20 protein-coding genes and 1 pseudogene are annotated in these 20618 nt (G+C 41.1%); 17 read left to right on the top strand and 4 right to left on the bottom strand.

From position 1 onward, the window contains the following. From NOM01_RS14305 to NOM01_RS14295, 3 genes are all read left to right on the top strand, one after another. Positions 1 to 1090, top strand: a 1090-nt coding sequence (locus tag NOM01_RS14305; protein ID WP_370646137.1) for a type I restriction-modification system subunit M, incomplete at its 5' end; no start/stop codon positions are given. Further along, on the top strand, positions 1090 to 2295 hold the full coding sequence (locus NOM01_RS14300) for a restriction endonuclease subunit S (RefSeq protein ID WP_255749178.1): 1206 nt from the start codon (positions 1090 to 1092) through the stop codon (positions 2293 to 2295). The genes NOM01_RS14305 and NOM01_RS14300, both read left to right, overlap by 1 nt. Before the next feature lie 82 nt (positions 2296 to 2377). Further along, a complete protein-coding gene (locus NOM01_RS14295; RefSeq protein WP_255749177.1) occupies positions 2378 to 3307 on the top strand; it encodes a site-specific integrase in 930 nt (309 codons plus the stop codon). Positions 3308 to 3342: 35 nt separating this feature from the next. Here the strand turns inward: NOM01_RS14295 and NOM01_RS17285 are convergent. Next, positions 3343 to 4524, bottom strand: a pseudogene (locus NOM01_RS17285) (restriction endonuclease subunit S); the annotation flags it as partial. A gap of 245 nt (positions 4525 to 4769) precedes the next feature. Between NOM01_RS17285 and fic the strand changes: the two are divergent. The 3 genes from fic to NOM01_RS14270 all read left to right on the top strand — a co-directional run bounded on the left by fic (position 4770) and on the right by NOM01_RS14270 (position 9874). Beyond that, on the top strand, positions 4770 to 5393 hold the full coding sequence (fic, locus tag NOM01_RS14280) for a protein adenylyltransferase Fic (protein ID WP_255749175.1): 624 nt from the start codon (positions 4770 to 4772) through the stop codon (positions 5391 to 5393). Positions 5394 to 5607: 214 nt separating this feature from the next. Further along, positions 5608 to 8754: a type I restriction endonuclease subunit R gene (locus NOM01_RS14275; RefSeq protein WP_304654912.1), complete on the top strand. Its 3147-nt coding sequence runs from the start codon at positions 5608 to 5610 to the stop codon at positions 8752 to 8754. A gap of 82 nt (positions 8755 to 8836) precedes the next feature. Next, positions 8837 to 9874, top strand: coding sequence for a dipeptidase (locus tag NOM01_RS14270; RefSeq protein WP_255749173.1), 1038 nt, complete (start codon positions 8837 to 8839; stop codon positions 9872 to 9874). Positions 9875 to 9877: 3 nt separating this feature from the next. Here the strand turns inward: NOM01_RS14270 and NOM01_RS14265 are convergent, their stop codons facing one another. Then, positions 9878 to 10522, bottom strand: coding sequence for a copper homeostasis protein CutC (locus tag NOM01_RS14265; RefSeq protein ID WP_255749183.1), 645 nt, complete (start codon positions 10520 to 10522; stop codon positions 9878 to 9880). 86 nt (positions 10523 to 10608) lie between these two features. Between NOM01_RS14265 and NOM01_RS14260 the strand changes: the two genes are divergently transcribed. The 8 genes from NOM01_RS14260 to NOM01_RS14225 all read left to right on the top strand — a co-directional run bounded on the left by NOM01_RS14260 (position 10609) and on the right by NOM01_RS14225 (position 15740). Continuing rightward, positions 10609 to 11493: a class I SAM-dependent methyltransferase gene (locus tag NOM01_RS14260; protein ID WP_255749172.1), complete on the top strand. Its 885-nt coding sequence runs from the start codon at positions 10609 to 10611 to the stop codon at positions 11491 to 11493. A gap of 54 nt (positions 11494 to 11547) precedes the next feature. Further along, the gene (locus tag NOM01_RS14255) at positions 11548 to 12054 is read left to right on the top strand and encodes a GNAT family N-acetyltransferase (protein WP_255749170.1); all 507 of its coding nucleotides are present in this window, start codon (positions 11548 to 11550) and stop codon (positions 12052 to 12054) included. 142 nt (positions 12055 to 12196) lie between these two features. Then, a complete protein-coding gene (locus NOM01_RS14250) occupies positions 12197 to 12412 on the top strand; it encodes a DUF6366 family protein (protein ID WP_255749169.1) in 216 nt (71 codons plus the stop codon). A 175-nt stretch (positions 12413 to 12587) separates the two neighbouring features. Further along, positions 12588 to 12788 carry a hypothetical protein gene (locus tag NOM01_RS14245; RefSeq protein WP_255749168.1) on the top strand — a complete coding sequence of 67 codons (201 nt, stop codon included), beginning with the start codon at positions 12588 to 12590 and terminating at the stop codon, positions 12786 to 12788. Between the two features lie 45 nt (positions 12789 to 12833). Continuing rightward, positions 12834 to 13877: a S66 family peptidase gene (locus NOM01_RS14240; protein WP_255749167.1), complete on the top strand. Its 1044-nt coding sequence runs from the start codon at positions 12834 to 12836 to the stop codon at positions 13875 to 13877. 22 nt (positions 13878 to 13899) lie between these two features. Beyond that, on the top strand, positions 13900 to 14328 hold the full coding sequence (locus NOM01_RS14235; protein WP_255749166.1) for a GNAT family N-acetyltransferase: 429 nt from the start codon (positions 13900 to 13902) through the stop codon (positions 14326 to 14328). Between the two features lie 39 nt (positions 14329 to 14367). Further along, positions 14368 to 14901, top strand: coding sequence for a CDP-alcohol phosphatidyltransferase family protein (locus tag NOM01_RS14230; protein ID WP_255749165.1), 534 nt, complete (start codon positions 14368 to 14370; stop codon positions 14899 to 14901). Positions 14902 to 15131: 230 nt separating this feature from the next. Next, positions 15132 to 15740: a hypothetical protein gene (locus tag NOM01_RS14225; protein ID WP_255749164.1), complete on the top strand. Its 609-nt coding sequence runs from the start codon at positions 15132 to 15134 to the stop codon at positions 15738 to 15740. A gap of 65 nt (positions 15741 to 15805) precedes the next feature. On the opposite strand, the gene NOM01_RS14220 is transcribed toward NOM01_RS14225, so the two are convergent. Together NOM01_RS14220 and NOM01_RS14215 are read right to left on the bottom strand one after the other, a co-directional pair. After that, a complete protein-coding gene (locus NOM01_RS14220) occupies positions 15806 to 17278 on the bottom strand; it encodes an MFS transporter (RefSeq protein ID WP_370646139.1) in 1473 nt (490 codons plus the stop codon). 58 nt (positions 17279 to 17336) lie between these two features. After that, positions 17337 to 18584, bottom strand: coding sequence for an alkaline phosphatase family protein (locus NOM01_RS14215; protein WP_255749162.1), 1248 nt, complete (start codon positions 18582 to 18584; stop codon positions 17337 to 17339). A 182-nt stretch (positions 18585 to 18766) separates the two neighbouring features. On the opposite strand from NOM01_RS14215, the gene NOM01_RS14210 reads away from it, so the two are divergent. The 3 genes from NOM01_RS14210 (at position 18767) to NOM01_RS14200 (ending at position 20596) form a co-directional block, all read left to right on the top strand. Continuing rightward, complete coding sequence (locus tag NOM01_RS14210; RefSeq protein ID WP_255749161.1) at positions 18767 to 19321, top strand: DUF1697 domain-containing protein; 555 nt, start codon at positions 18767 to 18769, stop codon at positions 19319 to 19321. Positions 19322 to 19373: 52 nt separating this feature from the next. Then, a complete protein-coding gene (locus tag NOM01_RS14205; protein ID WP_255749160.1) occupies positions 19374 to 19553 on the top strand; it encodes a MarR family transcriptional regulator in 180 nt (59 codons plus the stop codon). A 596-nt stretch (positions 19554 to 20149) separates the two neighbouring features. Beyond that, positions 20150 to 20596: a hypothetical protein gene (locus NOM01_RS14200; RefSeq protein WP_255749159.1), complete on the top strand. Its 447-nt coding sequence runs from the start codon at positions 20150 to 20152 to the stop codon at positions 20594 to 20596. The last annotated feature ends 22 nt before the right edge of the window (positions 20597 to 20618 follow it).

The following is a 20618-nucleotide window of genomic DNA, read 5'->3' as shown; positions in this document are numbered from 1 at the left end:
AATTGGTCATAATGGTGACGTCATAGGTGATGCTTATGAGTTCCTCATCTCTCAGTTTGCTTCTGAAGCTGGGAAGAAGGCAGGGGAATTTTACACACCGCACGAAGTATCGGATATGATGGCTCGGATCGTGACCATTGGACAAGAATCTAAAAATTTGTTTAGTGTATTCGATCCAACCATGGGGTCAGGTTCCTTAATGTTAAATGTCCGGAATTATTTGAACTATCCGGACAGTGTGAAATATCATGGGCAGGAGCTTAATACAACTACATATAATCTAGCTAAGATGAACCTCATTCTGCATGGGGTTGATAAAGAAGATATGCGCTTGCGTAATGGCGATACGTTGAATAAAGATTGGCCAACGGATGAACCGTATACGTTTGACGCGGTTTTAATGAACCCGCCGTATTCTGCTAAATGGTCGGCGGATACAACATTCTTAGATGATTCTCGTTTTAACCGTTACGGACGATTAGCGCCAAAATCAAAAGCGGATTTTGCCTTCTTATTGCATGGATATTATCACTTAAAAGATTCCGGGACGATGGCGATTGTTTTGCCACATGGTGTGCTCTTCCGTGGTGCTGCCGAAGGAGTGATACGAAAGAAATTATTAGAGGATGGCAGTATTGACACTATTATTGGTATGCCTGCAAACCTTTTCTTCGGAACGTCCATTCCGACAACCGTCATCATCTTAAAGAAAAACCGTACAAGCCGAGACGTTTTATTTATCGATGCGAGTAAGGAGTTTACGAAGGGCAAGAACCAAAACAAACTTACAAAAGAAAATATAAATAAGATTGTTGATACATATAAAAAACGTGAAGATATTGAGAAATACGCCCATGTTGCTAGCTTTGATGAAATTAAAGAGAATGAATTCAATTTGAACATTCCTCGTTATGTCGATACATTTGAAGAAGAGGAACCTATTAACATTATTGAGTTGAGTAAAGAAATAGTCTCCTTAAATGAAGAAATTGCTCAGTCTGAAAAAGAATTTTTGAAACTACTGGACGAGTTAAAAGTAACAGACGAGTCCAAAGATATCATCGCAGCAACAAAGGCGGTGTTTCAATAATGGAGAAAAGGAGGGTAACACCTCAGATACGATTTGATGGCTTTTTTGACGATTGGGAACAGCGTAAGCTGGGGAATGTGACCGATGTTTTTGATGGAACGCATCAAACTCCTGATTATAAGGAGGAAGGAGTTATGTTTTTATCTGTTGAAAATATCAAGACATTACATTCCGAAAAATACATTTCCGAAGAAGCATTTGAAAAAGAATTTAAGTTTAGACCTGAAAAAGGTGACGTGCTTATGACTCGTATTGGGGATATCGGAACTGCAAATGTTGTTGAAACAGATGGACCAATTGCTTATTATGTAAGCCTTGCACTGCTAAAGCAGAAACAACTTAACCCATATTTTTTGCAAGCGAGTATTCATTCGCCATCAATGCAAAAAGAAATCTGGAGACGAACGTTGCACATTGCGTTCCCGAAAAAGATTAATAAAAACGAAGTAGCAAATGTGCCTATCAAAATTCCTAGTCATAAAGAACAAGAGGACATTGGCACTTTTTTTCAGAACCTCGACCACACTATCACCCTTCATCTGGAAAAGCTTTACAAGCTGAGGCGCATAAAAAAAGGCCTTCTGCAGCTCATGTTCCCGCAAAATGGTGAAACAGAGCCTCGGCTAAGATTTACTGGTTTTGTGTCGTCATGGGAGCAGCGTAAGTTGGGGGAACTGATAGAAGAACACGTTGAAGTTGTTCCAGGAACGACTGACATTCCTGTTGCTACATCATCACGAAAAGGGTTATTTTTGCAGAATGAGTATTTTAAAGGGGACAGAACAGGAATAGATGAATCAGTCGATTTTCATCTTGTACCTAAAGAATACATTACATATCGGCACATGTCAGACGACTCGATTTTCCACTTTAATCAAAATGACTTAGGGACTGATGTATTGGTCTCTCAAGAATACCCAGTGTTCAAGTCAAATGACTTATCGGATCAACGTTTTATTCTTGCTCATCTTAACAATGCACCATTATTTTTGAACTTCTCAAGAATGCAAAAGAAAGGTGGAACACGTGTCCGTTTGTATATCAAAGTATTGAAAGAATATGGGCTAAAGGTTCCGTCAATTGAAGAACAACAGAAAATTGGAACAATTTTCCAAAATATCGACCATCTCATTGCTCTTCATCATGAAAGAATTGACAAACTAAAAAAATTAAAAAAGGCCTATTTACAACTCATGTTCATATAAAAAATTATTGGCGGGAATTAGAAAACTTCTAAATAATTAAAGTGATGATTCATTCATCGACTATTATTTAGGAGGTTTTATTTTGGCAAGAAAGAAAAAATCAGATCAATTGTTTCATGAGTACTTCGAAGAATGGATTGAATTATACAAAGTTGGTGCCATTCGATCTGTTACACTCCAGAAATATTACATGAGTCAACAAAGGATTGTTGAATTAGCTCCCCATTTAAAAATTGGTGAACTAAATCGAAAACAGTACCAGCAATTATTGAATGATTATGCATTGACCCACGAAAAGCAAACAACTATGGATTTTCATCATCAATTGAAAGGCGCAATTCTCGATGCCGTGGATGAAGGCTTAATTGAGAAAAATCCAACCAGAAAAATAATCATAAAAGGAAAGAAGCCTGGCGAAAAGAAAATAAAATTTCTAAACCAGTTTGAGGTTCAGGCGCTACTAAGGCAATTGAATCTCACAGAAGAAATAAATTGGGATTGGTTTATCCTCCTGGTTACAAAAACAGGGCTACGATTTTCAGAAGCATTAGCGCTTACTCCGGATGACTTTGATTTCTCAAAGCAAAAAATAATAGTGAGCAAGACTTGGAACTATAAAGGAACAATGGGAGAGTTTCAACCTACTAAAAACGAATCGTCTAAGCGTAAGGTTCAAATTGATTGGCAAACAGCAATGCAATTTTCTCAACTAATAAAGAATGCGGACAAAAATAAACCGATTTTCGTGAAGAGCAGAGTTTTTAATTCTACCGTAAATAATCACTTAAGAACATTATGTATGAAAGCCGATATACCAATAATCACCATTCACGGACTACGGCATACGCATGCATCACTTCTGCTTTTTGCCGGTGTGTCAATTGCGAGCGTAGCAACAAGATTAGGTCATTCAAGCATGACAACCACACAAGAAACTTATCTTCACATTATTCACGAATTAGAAAATCAAGATAATGACAAAATCATGCGACATTTATCTCTGTTAATGTAAGTAAGCATTTAAAAAGGTACATTGTATGTGCCTTTTTAAATAAACATTTTTTGTAAGTAAGCTTTTTTAAGTGATTGTAGCTTTTCAAGCTTAGTTTGATGAAGAGCGATAGTGTGGTCGAGATCCTTGAAAAAAACACCTATTTTTGTTTGTTCTTCATGATTTAATGGTAGCCACACTTTCGTTTCATTTAGAATTTCTGTGTTAATTGATGGCATTGTCTGTCCAACAGCACGTGAAATTACGTCATTACGAACTCTTTCAGTTGATAACTCGTAGTGCATGTACTCACTGCTTAAATCATAATTCGTCCTCACACGCAAAACCCGACCGGAGAATAGCCAACCATGATGATATTCAGTCACAACTGCATTTATATCAACTGATCCCACTCGTGAAAAAACAATATCACCAGTGTGGAGCACGTATCCTTGAAGACGTATTACGTCTTCCTTGGAAACTTGCGGAATGGACACTTTGTTTGTTGGCAGTAACCCATTTTTAAAATGTTCAGTTGTAATGATTGGAGTACCATTTTCTACGTAGTCATCCGCATGCAACGTACTTCCGAATGGTCCGGTTCGAACTTCTGAGATATCCCCCAACTTACGCTGTTCCCATGGAGACACAAAGTTAGCGAATCTGAGCTGAGGCTCAGTTTCACCACTTTTGGGGAATATTAGCTGCAGAAAAGCTTTTTTTAAGCGCCGTAGCTTGTCTCGCTTCTCCTGATGAAGAGCGATAGTCCTATCAAGTTGTTTGAAGAAATCGCCGATCTTGGTTTGTTCTTCAATTGATAAAGGAACATTCATTTCTAACTTAATAAAATTCTTTTTATTGAGCACCCTGTTTCTTCCTGCACCTCCGGGAGAAATTAATTCCATTTTTCGTCTAAATGATTCTTGAGATACTGAAAAACGAATAAAATTAACATCTGATTTATCAATTAAAAATGTTGGAAAACGGTGTGATACCAACAATCCATCATCTTCTTTTGTAGCCACAGCAATAGCATGTTCCCAAGCAAAAGTAATGTTAACAATCAGATCATTCTCTTTAACAACATAAAGCTTGTCCATCGCTACTTTTTTAGGATCTTCAACGATTTGATGAAATGTCCCTTTCGCATGCGAGCGAACAGATATTCTTTCGTATGATTTATCAGGTTTTGGCACTTCTCGCAATATTGGGGTAACTAATTCTCCCAACTCACGCTGTTCCCATGTTTTAGAATCAGCTTAAAAACGCAACTGGGAGCACTGTCATGATATAATTTAATAGTGCTTATCCGAAAAACTTAGGTTGCAACGAAGATGGGGAAGTAATAATGAAAAATCCACTGTATGATGAAGCAGAAGTAGAGCGTTGGATGATTGTCATATTGAATGAAGGTCATAATAAGAGGAAGATACTGAATTAAAAAATTTCTTAGACTCAAAGATAATATACGAGGGTGAGTAAGATGCTGCAAAATAAATTAGGGATTACTAATTCAGTGGAGCTTGCGCGAGCGGAAGAAAAAATCAGTAAAACAAAGGCGATTGCGTTATTTGAAACAGGTGTTTTAAATCGTTTGACTCCAGGAACTTTTGCAACGTTGGCAAAAATTCACGCCTATCTTTTTGATGAGATTTATCATTTTGCGGGCAAGGTTCGTGATGTCAATATCGCCAAGGGAAATTTCCGCTTTGCATCTGTAATGTATTTAGATGCTGCACTAAAGCATATTGATGAGATGCCGCAGTTTACTTTTGATGAAATTATTGAAAAGTATGTGGAGATGAATATTGCTCACCCATTTCGTGAAGGAAACGGGCGAAGCACGCGCATCTGGCTTGATTTGATACTAAAAAAAGAGTTGAAACAGGTTGTGGACTGGAGTCAGGTTGATAAGGATGACTACTTGTTGGCAATGGAACGCAGTCCGATTAAGGATATTGAAATCAAACATTTGTTAAAAGAGGCTTTGACGAGCAAGGTGAATGACCGTGACGTGTATATGAAAGGCATTGACGCCAGTTATTATTACGAAGGGTATATCGTTTATAAAACAGATAAGTTAAGGGAGGGCAAAAATGATAAGTGAAAAGGCAGATATAATACAATGTTTGTTAATTGATCTGGAACAAATAGTTGCACCATTGAACGAGTACCCGGCTAACTGCATCATTCATTAATCACCTGTTCCCAGGTCTCAACACTCGCTTTATGACACAATTGATAGCACTGTCATGATATAATTTAGGAGAATTTATCTAGGGAAAAATGCAGGCTGTTACGAAGGTGGGGAAGCAATAATAATGAAAAATCCACTCCATGATGAAGCAGAAGTAGAATGTCGACTGATTGAAGTGCTCGGTGAAGGTCATAACCAATGGAATTATCGTCCGGATATAAAGTCAGAAGACGACTTATGGCAGAATTTACGCAAAAAAATTACTCAAAATAATTTATCGGAACTTGGCGATTACCAAATTACCGATAAAGAATTTGATCGCATAAAGACCGAATTGTTAGTACATACGCAGACTCCTTTTGATGCTGCAAAATGGCTTAAAGGGGAAAATGGGATTGCTCGAATTCGCATAGAACGAGAAGATGTTTCTCTTGGTTCGCTATCTCTAATTTTGTATTCCAATCAAGACATTGGTGGAGGAATCTCTACCTATGAAGTGGTTCATCAAATTGCGAAACAAAAGATCGAGACGGAAGGTCGTAATCGACGTTTTGATGTAACCCTATTAATTAATGGGCTGCCGATTGTTCAAATTGAATTGAAACAGGTTAGTGCAAAAGACGGGGTATTTCAGGCATTCAATCAGATAAAAAAATACGCTGAAGAAGGAATGTTTCGGAATAATATATTTTCAACTTTGCAACTGTTCGTCATTTCAAATGAACAAACAACGCGTTATTTTGCCAATACAATGCCAAGGAATATGTTCAAAAAGTTTGTCTTTAGTTGGCGAACTAAAGATAATCGTAAAGTGGAAAATCTCTATGAATTTGTTAAACAAGTTCTGAATATTCCGGATGCTCATCGGTTGATTGCTAATTATATGATTGTCAGCGAAGACCAAGACAACAAAGCATTAATGGTTTTACATCCATATCAAATCCATGCGATTGAAGCTTTGTTTACCTCTGCGATGAAACATGAGTCAGGTTACGTTTGGCATGCGACAGGATCAGGGAAGACATTAACGAGCTTTGTTTCAACGAAGTTATTAGCACGTAAACCAGGCGTTGATCGCACGATTATGTTGATTGACCGAAAAGACTTGGACAATCAAACCACCACGGAATTCACAAAATTTGCTTCAGAATTCAATACGGGTATTTCTTCAGGCAGTGCAAAGTCGAATAGCCTGATTGTAGGTACAGGTAGTGCGAAGGAGTTAAGTGCAACGCTCTTAACTGATGCGAATTCCAATACGGTGATCATTACCACACGTCAAAAACTAGAAGCCGCGTTGCGCTATGCGCAAAGACAAGAAGAGCGAAATGGAACACAACGATTTAAGAAATTACTTGGCCGACATATTGTCTTTGTTGTTGATGAATGCCATCGAGCGTTAAGTGCGGAAGGTATGGAAGCCATTAAAAAATTTTTTCCCAATTCAACCTGGTTTGGCTTTACAGGCACGCCCATATTTGATGAAAACAAAAAACAAGCTCAAGGTCAATTGGCTCGAACAACCTGTGATCAATACGGCGAAGTGCTCCATACCTATACAATTAAAAATGCCTTAGATGATGGCGCTGTCTTAGGTTTTCAGGTCGAACATGAAGATACGATTGACTCTAATTCTTTGAATAATTACATTTATAAACAATTGAAAGTAAACGAAAAGTACGCGAGCTATAGTGTGGATGGAATTAATGATCTGATTGATCAAAAGGATGGGATCAAAAAAGAACAGTACCTGGAACCTACTGTTTTTGAACGTGACGAACATATTCAAAAGGTGTTGCATAAGATTTTCCGCCCGGATAATGCCTATATCAAATTTGATTTTCAAAATGGTCACCCGCAAAAATCTGCTATTTTGACGACCAGCTCGATTGATATGGCAAAACGTTATTATTATGCGATCAAGGAACTAACTAAAGATCCAGAGTGGTTAACTAAAGAATTTTCCGATCATCCCATGCGAACAGGACGTATCATTGAAGATCCTGACTTTCCACGAATCGCGATTACATATTCGGTTCAAGAAAATGAAGATCATGCGAAACAAATTCAAGATGAAATGGAAAAAATCATCAAACAATATAATACGTATTACCATACTGCTTGGTCTATAGAGGATCTTGAACGTTACAATGGCGACATCAATAATCGACTGGCTCGTAAGAAGGCAGAGTTTAAAGAATTTGGGAAACAAATTGATCTTGTGATTGTTGTGGACCGCTTACTGACTGGCTTTGATGCACCGACAATCCAAACGCTGTTTGTGGATCGCAACCTAAGTTATGCAAACCTGATCCAAGCGTTCTCTCGTACCAACCGAACCTATCCGGGAAAGAGCAAGGGATTGATTGTCACCTTCCGTAAGCCTTATACAATGGAGAAGAATGTGGCAGAAGCGATAAAGCTATACTCATCGGAACAAAAAGAAACTAACCTCGTGTATCCAACCTATGACGAATCGAAGAAGCGATTCATCAAAGCACATAAAGTATTAACATCAATACCTAACTTAGCAGATATTGACGAGCATTCGCCAGTTAATATGCGAATTGATTTTGTGAAAGCATTCCAGGAACTGAATCATTCTTATGAAGCGCTTGTCACCTATGATGACTATAATGATGAAATGGAAAAATCAAAAGTACTTCAAGAACAAGTCCAAACATTAGACGAATATAGGGGTGTCTATAATACGGTGAAAGGATCATTGCCAATTGGTCCGGTTGGTATAGGACCGGACTTATCAGAAATTGAATTCTTTGGAGAAAATGCGAAAAAGGCGTACGATATTGATTCTGCGTATATTGATCGACTATTAGACACTTATACTGCACATAATCAAGATATCCGTGATGAAATTGAAAAGGCACTTCAAAAATTGAATAAAGCGGAAAATGTCAAACAAATCTATCGGAAAATATTGAATGCGATTGATAACAAGGAGATTGATCCGGGTGAAGATGTTCTTGTTGTGAAGCGTCGGTATTTCACACAAGCTCGTAATCATGTGATCGAGGTGTTTGCGAATACCTGGTTTGTGGATAAAAATGAGCTCTATTCATCAGCAATTCAATATGTAGTGGGGGCAGACCCCATACCGAATATCGGAAGTATCATTGACAGTAAACGATTTGATCAATACAAAGTTGTTCATTCAGATGCCAAACCACTGAAATATGGTCCAGAGATGAAACGTCAATGGAGAAAAACACTGGATGAATTTGTTGTTCCGCTGGATGATGAATTGAAATAAAAATAATTTTTTCGATTACGTTATTTTATCTTCTCATGATCCTCATCAATTATCTTGAGTTGCTTACAGGGAGGGACTTACGTTGGCGGAATCGATACAGGAACACGCGAAACGACTGCATGAGCAGTATATTGCGCTTGATGCGCATTTTGATCTCTTAATGGAAGTAGATCTGCGTCGGAAACTCGGCTATCGAAAAGTAATCGAAACAGAGTTTCTGCCGATTCTTCGCGCAGGCGGGGTCAGTGCACTGGTCTGCTCACTGTTCATTGAAAGTGAGTATCTGCCGGAGATGGGGCTGAAAATGGCGCTCGATCAAGTGAGCGCGCTATATTCGGAAATTGAAGAATCCCCGGATAAGCTCCAGCTCTGTACAACCTATGACGAAATTATTGATGCCCATGCGCATCATAAACTCGCAATTTTGCTTTCTCTCGAAGGTGTGGATCCATTAACGAATGATCTCGGACTCTTACAGATTTTTTATAAACTGGGCGTCCGTTTTGTCGGGTTGACTTGGAGCAGACGTAATTTTGCGGCTGACGGAAGTCATTTCCACACTGTAGATGAGGGACATCAAGGCGGTTTGACAGAGTTCGGTGTTCAGCTGGTTAAAGAAGCGGAGAAGCTGAATATGATCATTGACGTCAGTCATTTGAACGATGTTGGCTTGGCCGATGTACTCGAGCGGACGAATGGCCCCATTATTGCCTCACATTCCAATGCGCGTTCCATTGCCTCGTCGATGCGCAACTTAACCGATGAACAACTATGCGAGCTGGCTGCTAGGGGCGGAGTGATCGGCATGAACGGATTTAACGCATTTGTATCCGATAGTTATGAGGACGGCGATGTCAGTCATTTGATTGATCATCTCGACTACATGGTAAATCTTGCAGGGATCGAGCATGTCGGGATCGGTCTGGATATTTGCAACTTTCTGAGCGAGATTCCCCTTAAGCCTGCGGGACACACGAGGGATTCGTATGACGTGATCTCCAGTCATAGGGAACTGCCGCTTTTCACGGAAGAATTGATTCGCCGTGGTTACAGCGATGAAGAAATCGGCTTGATTATCGGCGGCAATTTCTTGAACGTGTATAAAAAGATACTTAAATAAGGCTTAGTCGGCAATGGGGACAATTCTCGTTCCATGTACTTCTTGGACGTTTAAGTTTTTTGAAACGGAAGCCGCATTCTGTGAGGAAATGCCTCCGCCCGGCAAAAGGATTAATTGGCCCGCCGCATATTGAATGAGCCGCTGTAAATAGCCAAAATGGCGCTCTATCGGCTCGTTCATCGATCCTCCATGGGTCAGGATCCGTTTTACATGATGCTCTGCCAGCCAGTCAATGGCAGAAAGCTGATTCTCCGGGGATAGCTGATCAAAGGCCATATGAAAGGTGATTTCCAGATCGGTAGCTGCTTCAATTAATTTAGCCGTTGCGGCAGTATTGAGCTGATTTTGTTCGGTCAGGCATCCGACGACAATACCATCGGCTTTTAGCAGACGTGCTTGCTTGATGTCTGCGCGCATCATTTGAATTTCGAAGTCTTTATAGACAAAATTTCCGCCGCGCGGTCGGATCATCACCATGACCGGCACGTTGCGGGAATGACAGTACTGAACGGAATGCGCCATCACGCCATAACTGACGGTGGTGCCGCCAACAGCCAGATTGTCACAAAGTTCAATGCGATCGGCACCATGATCAATGGCCGCAGGAATTTGTGTGAAGTTTTCTGCGCAAAACTCTTTTATAAGTATTGTCCGCACCCCGTTTCCTTATGAAGATAGAGTACCATGAATGAGGAAGTTGTGCTTCAAATAAAAGTGGTTAGGGAGATGGCATTGTGTATAGCAATTGGTCCGATTATGTACAAACTTCAGAAGAACTTTACCGATCCAGAGCATTGCGTTTTCATGATGGGAACAAAACAAAATGGTTGGACTTGTTGCGGATTCAAGACGGTATGTCCGTACTTGAAGTCGGGTGCGGCAGCGGTTTGTTCGCTCATCGAGTCAAAACCTATTTACCGCACACGACAGTCACCGGACTTGATTTTGACTCGGGGCATATTGCTTTTGCGAAAGCAAAATCTCATGAACTTGGACTGGATTGCATGTTTGCTAATGGCGATGCTACTGCTATGCCTTTCACTGATCAAACCTTTGATTTGTGCTATTCATTCACGGTCATGGAACATATTGAACCTAACGCTTTTTTACATGAACAATACCGTGTCTTAAAACCTGGGGGAACAATAGCCGTGCTTACAGTATTGCCAGGGCTGAATCTGAGTGGTGAAAATTGGCAACCGACCGCCGGAGAAGAACAAAAACTATTTGAGAAGGCATTCCAGGCCGCGCCCGAGGCACCAATTCAGATTCGGAAGTATCCGCTATCAGTGTCAGAGTATGCACCAATAATGGAGAAAAACGGATTTCGAGACATTAATGTCAACGTGATGTCACTGGTGAGCTATGCACCAGATAGTGCTGATGTGCCGGTTGAACGCGCAATTGAGTGCATCAATGTGAATCGTTTGTTCATGTTAAATAGCATGAGCAAGGCGCTTAATTTGAATCCTGCTGCATTAACCAAGCAAGAACGAAGCCGTTTGAACGAGTTAATCAATCACCGGTTTGATGAACGTATCCATTGCTATGAAAATGGGGAAAAAATGTGGGATATTGCAACGATAAATGTTGTGGCACTGACCGGAAGAAAAAACTGAACGTGTTTTTTTTATGAAGTATATAGGCTATATGTAACGAAAGGATGCGTTGACATGCTTGAAATTATGAAAGCGGTTTTGGCAAATGCTGAGGACCTCGGGTTCGTGCATGCGACATCATGGAAACAGGCATATCGAGGTATTGTCCCGCAAACGTTTCTAGATCAGTTGACGTCAGAATCGCGAGCGACTTTTTTTAGAAAAGCGATTTCCATCAGTCAACATGAATTTTATGGTGCCTATTTAAAAGGAAAGCCTGTAGGAATGATGTCGATTGGCCATTCAAGGGACAAAGATGCGTCTGAAGATACTGCGGAAATCAGTGCAATTTATTGCATTGCTGATGTATGGGGAACGGGTTGTGGCAGACAGCTTATGGATTTTGCCGTAAACCATTTGAAGAAGCACGCCTATCATACGATCTCTTTATGGGTGTTTGAAGAGAACCGACGGGCGAGAAAATTCTACGAAAAATACGGCTATACGTTTGATGGGACGAAGGAACAATCGGATATTAGCGGGAAGCAGATGACTGAAATGCGTTATATTTATCAGCTATAGGATCGAAAAGGATTTTCTGTTAATAGTCATTAAATTAAATGAGATTGTAGTTTATTGATAGAGCAGTTTTTTGCAGTATCCGTCTATATTTTAAAGAAACTAAGAGACAGTGGTTAAAATCATAGAAAGTGGGGGTGTGGTCATGAGTGATGACAAAGAAACACCTGAAAAAAGAAGAGAAAGACTGAGACAAGAAGAATTAAAAAGAAATCCAACCGGAACTTTGAACGATGCGTTTAATAGGGCAAAAAATGGCAGTCTTGTTGATTTAGTGGGCAGCTTAGGCTGGAAGGGGATTGGACTACTTATCCTTGTCATCACAATAGGTTTTATTGTCGTATCAATATTTTTAAAGTAAAGAGCCATTGCTCAATGAATGTGAGAAATGATTGAAGGATAAAAGGTATAATGAATACAATCGTATTCACATCCAGAAATGACGAAATGGAAGGCTTTTATCATTGCAGAGGTTTTCATTCAATTGATGGTATGGTCAAGATGTGAAAAAAACTTGAATCGAAGGTAATGAGAGAATGACTACTGCAAATGAAAAATGGTTAGCTATTCCTAAACAAACTCGAGAACAATTGAAGCGAAATGTCTTTTGCACAAATTGCGGCAAAGCAGTTGAAATTGTAGGTTATACGATTAATAGGGATCGTTTCGGTATTATCTTAAAGGGAAAATGTGCGGAATGTGGCCATGATGTTGCACGTGTAATTGAAAATGATTAACAGTGTTCTTGAGAACCTGTGCATTGTCGAAAGGAAAACACATATATGCTGAATTTAATCAAGCCACCGATGCTTAAGCCTGGTGACACGGTGGCAACGGTCAGCTCGTCGTGGGGCGGAGCTGGGGACGAAGCAATTAACTGGCGTTACTTGCAAGGGAAGCAACGCTTGGAACAAGTTTTCGGATTAAAAGTAGTTGAAATGCCAAACACTTTGAAAGGCACGGAGTATGTTTACAAACATCCGGAAAAACGGGCAGAGGATTTGATGCAGGCTTTTGCCGATTCATCGATTAAGGCTATTATTTCCTGCATTGGCGGCAGCGACAGCATCCGCATGCTCCCTTATATTGATTTTGATGTGATCCGCAACAATCCGAAAATCGTGACCGGCTATTCGGACAGTACAGTTACTCACTTTCTCTGTCTTAAAGCGGGGATCTCAAGTTTTTACGGCTTGTCGCTGCTGAATGATTTTGCTGAGAACGTCAAAATGTCCGACTATACTTTGGAGTGGGCGAATAAAGTGCTCTTCAGTAGTGCGCCAATTGGTGAGATTCCGGTTTCTAAGGAATATACAGCGCAGCGCCTTGAATGGGTGATCGGAAATAAAAATGTACTAAGAAAATTCGAGAAAAATACGGATTACGAACTCATACAGGGAACGGGAATAATAACCGGGCGCCTGATCGGAGGTTGTCTGGAAGTCATTGACATGATCAAAGGTACCTCACTTTTCCCGGAATTAAACGACTTCGATGATGCCATACTTTTTCTTGAAACATCTGAGGAAATGCCTCCGGTTTGGCTGCTTGAAGACAGTTTGAGAAGCTATGGCATGATGGGCATTTTTGATCGAATTAATGGCCTGGTTTTCGGCAAACCGTTCAGAGGAACGTTTTACGAAGAATATAAGGAAATTATTAAAAGAATTCTGGCGGAATTTAGCAAAGAAGAACTGCCGGTTTTATATAACGGCAGTTTCGGTCACAACGAACCAAAATGTCTCCTGCCATACGGAGCACTCGCTGAGATTCGTTGCGATGAACCCGGTTTTGCTATTTTGGAATCTGGTGTTGTTAAACTGTGAACCTATGTTCTGAGGTGAGTCGATGAATATAAGACAAATGGAGCTTGAGGACCTGCCACAACTCGCAATCTTGTATCGCCAGTTTTGGAATGAAGATTCCAATATCGATCAAATGAAGGCACAATTTAGAAAAATAAATCAGCGTAAGACACACATATTATTAAGTGCTGTTTCAGAGGATCGATTGGTCGGTTCTGTTATGGGTGTGGTGTGTGACGAGCTATACGGAGACTGTCTGCCTTTCTTGGTCATTGAGAACATGATTGTTGATCGTGGTGCTCGACGAATGGGTGTAGGCAAGGCTCTTCTCAATGAATTGGAAAAACGGGCACGGGAAAGACAGTGTTCGCAGATGATTCTTGTGACTGAAAGAAACAGAACGGATGCCTGCGGGTTTTATGAATCCTATGGATTTTTAAAAGATCACAAGGGTTATAAGAAAAAGCTATAGTCCGATATTCAGAAATGTGCTGTCAACCGGAGGAACCTTTTGAACTACTTACCGAATATTTTGAGCATAAGCCGGATCATTTTTGTAATCTTGCTTCTTTTTACATATAAAAACAGCTGGATATTTGTCGTGCTGTACGTATTGACAGGCCTGACCGATATCCTTGACGGCGTCATTGCACGGAAAACTAACAGTCAGAGCAGGTTTGGTACACGTCTGGATTCATTTGCGGATGTCATGATGTATGGCGTTCTATGTGTTTTATTCTTTTATTGGGCCGGGAATCTTCTTGTACCATTTGCTCTATTCATTGTCTTGATCGCCTCTGTCAGAATAATAAGCCTACTCATTGCGGCATATAAATACCATGCGTTTGTCAGCGTGCATACATGGGGAAATAAGCTGGCGGGTCTGCTTATTTTCATGGCTCCCGTTGTATATATTACGTTCAAGAGCGTGGAATTTTTATGGATTGTCGGGTTGGTCGCATTGCTGAGCGCTGTTGAAGAAATGCTCATTCATTTAAAAAGCAAGTCAGCAAATGAAAATAGGCGCAGTATTTTTTTTAAATAGGTGTCTTCAACTTTGACGTAAGCATTGTGAGGGTATAGACTAAATATATTATAGCGCTTACAAAAATGGAGTGATGCACTTGGGTATTGCCTTGGGATTACTCGCGTTATTATTTTCTACGGCGGCTGCAGTCTATTGGTACAATGAGGCTAAAGGAAGAGAAAGTAAAAAATAACTGAATTCGTTTATACTGGCGCATGATGCCGTGACAAATAGGGATACTACTTACAATGAAAGCGCATGATCTTAATGTGCTGTTCACTCTAATCTTTACAGAAATGAGCGATGAATCATTGATGAAATCCGTTGTCATTGCCATGTGCTTTCTTTTGTTGCCCTTTTCCGCATCGGCTGCTGAGAGCAAGATCGATGACGGTACAGCGCCAAGAACTGAGTCGGGGACCTTGTTTATTGGTATGGATGGACAGTTTAAGCGATTTCCAGTTCATGTCCAAGGTACGCTGACTCCTGAAAAACAAATTCAGGAAATCGCACGTCTGACCGGATGGGATCTCTCCCTTGCCGAACCGGTATCAGTTGGACGATTGGGAATGACAGTCGTTTTCAGCGATCAAGCCTCATTTTTCAAATGGCCGCTGTATGATCAGAAAGCTGAATTTGCCGTTCCGGATCTGAGAACCTTGACGTACACAATTTTAGACAGTGTCAGGCATACCTTGCAGTATAATGACTTTTACAATCCGGAGGAAGTGGATATCAGCAAGCTGGACATTTACTTCGGCCTTTCCGGCGAACGACCGTTTGAAGTGCCGGCGGCCGGTATCAAGCTACCGCTTGATAAACCGTACCCCGGATCCTCAAAACTGCTACATCACTGATCACAAAAGGAGCACATCGCATGTGCTCCTTTTACTTGGTAAGCTGAATTTAAAACAAAAGTCAATTAAACTTCTTCGGTTTCTACTGATTTCTGCGTGCTCATGTGAACCTTGCTCAACGTCAGTGAGCCAAAACCGACAGCAAAAATGATGAGCAGACTAAGAATGCCGAAGGATGACCTTCCGGTAAGAGCGGCGCTGAACGCATAAAGTGCCGGTCCGATTACGGCAGCGAATTTGCCGAAAATATCATAAAAACCGAAGAACTCGTTTGAGCGGTTAGCCGGGATCAACTTGGCGAAAAAGGAGCGGCTGAGCGCCTGAATGCCACCTTGGCTTGTACTCACAAGAATCGCAACGACCCAAAACAGCAGTGTCGAGAAGTGAAGCGCGTTTGTATAATCGCTTGATCGATTCGTGTCGGATAAAAAGCTGTCGACATCCGTTTTCATTTTCTGAAGCTCCGCTTTTTCTGTGCTGTTCATGGATTGTGAAAGTTCGTCCATTTGTTTATTAAATGCTTCTGTGCGGTCGGAACTCGCTAGAATGGAACGACCGTTTTTTTCTACAGTATTAATGGTTTGCTGATCCAGCTGAGCATTGGATTGATTAACGACATGAATAAACTCATTCTCATATGCTTTTTGATGCGGTTCTAAAGAAAAACCAAGATAAAAACCAAGCAGACAGATCAGCATGTAAATCAACACGCCTCCTTGAAGCATGCGATGCGTGCCGAAGTGTTCGGAAAGCCGACCGAACAGAATGGAAAAAGGGACGGCGAGAATCTGTGTCAGAAGCAGAGCCAGAATCATTAGACTGCTGCTTAGGCCCAGCGTGCTTCCATATGAAGTGGACATGGAAATCACTGTACCCACACCGTCGATATAGAAAAAGTAGGCAATCATAAAAAATAAAAGCTTTCGATTGTGAATAATTGCAAGAACAGTTTCCTTGATGTTTACAAAGGTGTTTCTGAACATTTTTGATTTCGGCATGCTGATGTAATGCGTCTGATGGACATGACGCAGGATAGGCAAGCTGAATATGAGCCACCAAAGTACAGTCAGCACAACAGACAGTTTGACTGCAAGCGTTCCATCGACGCCGATTGAACTGCCGAACAGGATCAGTGCGATTGAGATGAGGAAAGGGATTGTGCTTCCGCCTAAATAACCCATGGCATAGCCATACGCCGACACTTTATTCATCCGATCTCGAGTGGTCACATCGGTCAGAAAGCTGTCATAAAAGAGCGAAGTGCCTTCAAAACCGATGAACGAAAAGCTGTAGCCGAGCAGCATAAGCAGTGGTTGATCCGTGAAGGCCATGAACGCGGTGAAAAATGCGCCGAAGAGGAGCGAACAAGTAAACAGCTTTTTTTTCATCCCTTTGAAGTCGCCAAGTGCACCAAGAAAGGGAGCAGTCAGTGCGATGAGCAGAGAAGAAGCTGATGTCGCATAGCCCCACCAGACGTCACCGGCAATACCGTTGGACCTGGCGATGGAAGCGAAATAGATGGGAAAGACCGCGGACATAATGATGGTCGCATATACCGAATTCGCCCAGTCATACATAATCCAGCTTTTTTCTGTTTTAGTGAATTTCGGCAAATTGATCGCTCCCTGACAATCTGTTTTTTCCATCCATCGACCATAGCGGTACTCCGAGTAAATCAGCGGCTAACGGGCATATGTCGATAATACATCCGCCTTCGGTCACCTTATTTTTACCGATTCTTGGTCCGACTGCAAGATAGAAAGGCTGATATTCATCGTGAGCCAGACTGTAGCCATGTGATCCTTTTACCGGTTCACCGAAACTGTATCCATCGGCGGCTTCTATGCCGCAGAGAAATTCTCGATCGAGACCGCTGATATCCATTTCTTCATCTGACAGCTTTCGTTTTACTGAAGAGTGGGACAGGTAATCGGAAAAATGCTGAAGCACCGTTTCTTTTACTGATGAATTCAAGATTTTCAGAAATGATGTACCGCCGCCGTTGTGGAAAAAGGCATCATAGTGTTCGATGCCGTCCTCTGTTCTGTGAATCAGCCCATTTTCTCTAAGCCAGTCATTAGGATCAACCGAGGTATGAACGTTGAGACATCCGTGATCACTGAATACGATAATGGCCGTGTGTTCTTCTCCCCATGCTTGAAATGCAGCATCCATTAATTGCCCTAGTCGATCATCAAGGCGAGTGAGTGCGTTAGCAGCCTCTTGACTTCTCGGTCCGAATCGATGCTTGTGATCATCCACATCAAGAAGATGAAGGAGCAGGAGGTCGGGCTTTTTCTGTATCAATGCATCAAGAGCAATATGGGTTGTAAATTCATCAAGGCAAGGCTCGGAGATTTTCTTCAAATAGTTTCTATTTCGCCATAGTGAGGAGAGGATGAACCACGAGCTTCCGCCTTTCAGCAGTGCAGAAGCACGTTCGAGGATTCCCATTTTTCCAGGTACTTCAGGGAAATTCCATTTTATTTTTGCTCCGCAAGTCACTGGATAGAAGATTGAACAGACGTCCAATCCAATCTCGGCAGCTTTATCATAAAGCTTAGGGGCTTTTACTAAATGAGCTTCCCGTCGCCAATCAGGTGCATCATTGCCCGGCTGGCTCATAATATTTTCAACCAAGCCATGTCTGTCGGGATGGACGCCTGTGATAATGGAACTATGGCAAGGATACGTATTCGAGATGAAAACGGATTGCACATTTCGAACAAGTGTGCCTTGAGATGAGAGCTGCGAAAAGTTGGGCAGCTTCATGAGCGTGTTGGTATCAGTTGTACTCACTGCGTCAAGTGAGATCATGAGCAAATGAGTGGTTTCATCCTTCATTGTAATCCCCTCCCGAAAAATGGGCTTTTGCTGTACATGGACTGCATAAGACGATTTAACTAAATGAGCAGTCTGCTTCTACCAATATATCAGTAGAGTTTGAAGTCGCCAGCAGGGTTTATGTAAAATATAAGTAAAAATAAGCAATGCTAAAATGATATATCTTGAGAGAAGGTAAGAAAATGATCTATATTGCACTGCTGCGCGGCATTAATGTCGGAGGAAGAAATAAGATCAAAATGGCAGATTTACGGGGAGCGCTTGAAATCGCCGGATTCCAAAAGGTACGCACATATATTCAGAGTGGTAACATACTGCTTGAGTCTGAGGAGACTGAGCATGAGCTCGAAGGACAGATTGAGCACATCATTGATGAACAGTTCGGTCTGACCGTTCATGTTGTTGTGAGAGACAAAAGTGAACTGGAAACGATCATTCGGAATTGTCCGTTTCGTAAAGATGAAATTGCCCGTGCACGGGAAACCGCAGTAGGTGAATGTCTCTACGTAACGATGCTCAGTACTGCACCTGATCCTGAAAAAGTACGGCTTCAATCAGAGTCTGACTTCGGCATGGATCGCTATCAAATTGCCGGTCGGAATGTCTATCTTCTCTTCCATCACAGTATCCGCAATTCGAAACTGGCACTGCGTGTCGAAAAATTGAGCCCTTATTGCACAACGCGAAATTGGAAAACAATTGACAAACTCTTTGTGCTCGCAAACCAATTTGAGTGATTATAATAGAGTTGATCCTCAAAAAGGATACATAATCGGAGGGATTCAAACGATGGAGAGCTACGATGCCGTATTAGCCTATTTTGAAAAAGCCGCAGAACCTGCAAACGCAGGCAAAGTTGCTGATGCAACTGGACTGGACAAAAAAGAAGTCAACAAAGTAATGACTAAGTTGAAGAAAGAAGAGAAAATCGTTTCACCAAAACGCTGCTATTGGGAAATTAAAAAATAAGTCTTTAAAAAACGGAATCAGTTAAAAACGGAGTAAGTGGTTTGCCACTTGCTCCGTTTTTTTTTACAGGTAATGAGAGTTTATCGCTTTTTGCCTTGCCAGTATGATGATAAGGTCATATAAGATTCGGTTAGGCGATCAGGTAAGCGCCAGATCTGAGAAATAAAAGAAAAAATTCCGCATAATTAGAAAATGAACGAAAAAAATGCTTAAATAGACGGAGAACTTCCCCTTATCGAATCGAAAAATGTGAAAATGATAGGTTTTTCTGTGCATAGGCGGAAAAATTACCCTTATGTACCTGTGAACCAAGCGCCATGATGCATATAACCGGAAAATCTCCGCTTATTTTACGGTATATGGTAATGAACTTTCGAATGTAATGAACTTTCGCTAATGACACATACGCTGTTTGCAACGCGAAAGTCACCGCATCCTGCGGAAGTACGTCATGTATGCAATGCGAAAGTCATCACATCCTGTGAAAGTAAGGACCGGGCACTTTTTGCTCCGCTTTGTTTTTTTTGTCGCTGCAAATGGGGTATAAGATTGTTCGCTGGTTGCCATCCTAATCCTGACTAAACTTTGTCTGGATGGTGATTGAAGTAATGGAAACGGTTACGAATTTTTTGGAACAATTGGAGTATCTCAATCGATTTAATCATCAACAAAAATTATGGCTGTACGCGATGGTGTCCTTTATGCGTGGTGCATTCCCGAATTGGGATGAGACGATTTTTTGTCGGATGCCTGCTTATCGATGGCACCAAAAATACATAGCTTTCTCTGCAACGAGGGATTACTTTTCGTTCCACACCAATGATACGGCACAAATACTTTATCTTAGGAAGCAGCTGGTGAATGCTTTATTTGGCAAACGCTGTGTTCGCGTATCACTCAATTGCACAGAAGATTTGCCTGCTTTTTTTGAAGCATGCCGGCGAGCGGCACACTGGGAACGTCAGGATAAATTGCAAACAGTCAGGTCAAGATCAACTAATAGTTTGAATAATGATTCTGTTGCTAAAAGATTATTACAGTGATATAATTTTTATTAAGAAAGAT

Source organism: Sporolactobacillus sp. STSJ-5 (assembly GCF_024385605.1).
Taxonomy (GTDB): Bacteria; Bacillota; Bacilli; order Bacillales; family Sporolactobacillaceae; genus Sporolactobacillus.
Note: the sequence above shows the minus strand (reverse complement) of the source record. Positions and strands in the feature narration are given on the sequence as shown.